Below are 1755 nucleotides of genomic sequence, written 5' to 3'. Positions count from 1 at the left end.
AAAGCGAAAATCGACCCATTTTGCGCCACTTTCTTGTATGAGTTGAAGGACCTTGTTCGCCATGCTCATTTTGCTCCAATGAAATTTTGTTGCACTTGTTGAGTGCGTGTTAGTTGCTGGTATTTATTAAGCAATTCTCATACCAACTTTATAAGACTTACCTAAAACATTGAATTACTTATAAGTATTCATGATTTAGGCCCCTTGTCTTGAACCCATTATACTGTTTGCTTGTGTAAATGCACCATATTCACACATTTTCAAATTATGGCATATTTAAATAGCTCATTATTGCCCTAATTTAGTGCAAAATTGTTGCACTGATATAAACCGCTGCATCAATTTCTAACAGTCGTCCATGATCATAATACTTTCTTATATATAATGCTGAGATTCTTATCGGATTACTTGAAAATAATCACTCCTTTGACATCGATCTTCCCCAATGAGTTCCTTTGGTTTATTTCAGCAACTTAAATTTATGACTTAAACATCAGTTAAATGCCTTCTGCTTTAGTTAAAATCTAATAATTATTTTTCATTTTTATGAATTTCTCTAAATAAACGCACTATTTAGTCGCTATCTGAGTAGTTAATAAAGCCACATATAGTAGATCTCACATTACTCGGCAAAAAATAAATTTTACTATTCATGTTCTTTTTCATTCACTTTTTTTATACAGGCCAAACTTGCTTTTATTATTAAAAAAAACTATATGCATAAATTTTTGTTATAAATAAACAAACCAAAAGTTATGTTTATAAAAAACTTAAAAGCATTCAAGGATTTGAATAATGAAATATGACTTTGAACAATCGGATAAAGCTTTTTTCGGCCATCCTAAACCATTACAAACGCTATTTTTTACAGAGCTTTGGGAAAGATTTTCTTATTATGGAATCCGGCCCTTACTCGTTCTTTATATGATTGCGATGGTCAATGACGGCGGTCTAGCACTTGATCGACCAACTGCCGCAGCGATTGTTGGATTATTTGCAGGCTCCATGTATTTAATGACCGTTTTTGGGGGGTGGGTTGCTGATAACTGGTTAGGCCAAGCACGTGCTGTCTGGTACGGTTCAATTATTATTGCCTTAGGTCACTTATCAATTGCCCTTACATCTGTATTTGATCAATCTTTCTTTTACTTAGGTTTAGTACTGATTGTTTTAGGTACCGGATTATTTAAAACATGTATTTCCGTGATCGTGGGAACACTATATAAAGCCAATGACGCAAGACGTGATGCAGGTTTTTCCATTTTCTATATGGGAATTAACATGGGGTCATTTATTGCCCCACTTATTACAGGGCTTTTGGCGAAAGACCATGGCTGGCATTTAGGCTTTGGTATTGGTGGCATTGGGATGTTAATTGCTTTATTAATTTTCCGTTTTATGGCAATGCCTCAGCTCCAAACATTTAATGAGCTACGCCAAGAAGCCAATAGCTGTAGCAAACCTGTTGTAGAAAATAAAAATGCGCCTAAAATTGTATTTAGCTTTTTATTCGCAGTTGCAGTCGTTATTGCGCTAACCTTCCTCGGTATCATTCACATCAATCCCGTCGCTGTCGCAACCTATTTAACCGTAGGTATTAGCATTGGGATTATTGCTTATTTTGCATATTTACTACTTTTCCTGAATTTAGAGCAACATGAAAAATTTAAAATAATTATTTGCTTCGTTTTATTAGCAGCCTCTGCCCTATTTTGGTCAGCTTTCGAACAAAAACCCACGACTTTTACTTTATTT

The 1755-nt window shown here is 34.7% G+C and carries 2 protein-coding genes; one reads left to right on the top strand and one right to left on the bottom strand.

Annotated elements, in window-relative coordinates; genetic code table 11:
* The coding region (locus tag VXQ92_RS16725) for a hypothetical protein (protein ID WP_416682577.1) at positions 1-69 on the bottom strand (69 nt) is incomplete at its 3' end.
* A 726-nt stretch (positions 70-795) separates the two neighbouring features.
* Here VXQ92_RS16725 and VXQ92_RS16720 point away from each other — a divergent pair.
* On the top strand, positions 796-1755 hold a 960-nt coding region (locus VXQ92_RS16720), incomplete at its 3' end, for a peptide MFS transporter (RefSeq protein ID WP_416682576.1).

It is taken from the genome of Acinetobacter sp. 228, from assembly GCF_048147885.1.
Note: the sequence above shows the minus strand (reverse complement) of the source record. Positions and strands in the feature narration are given on the sequence as shown.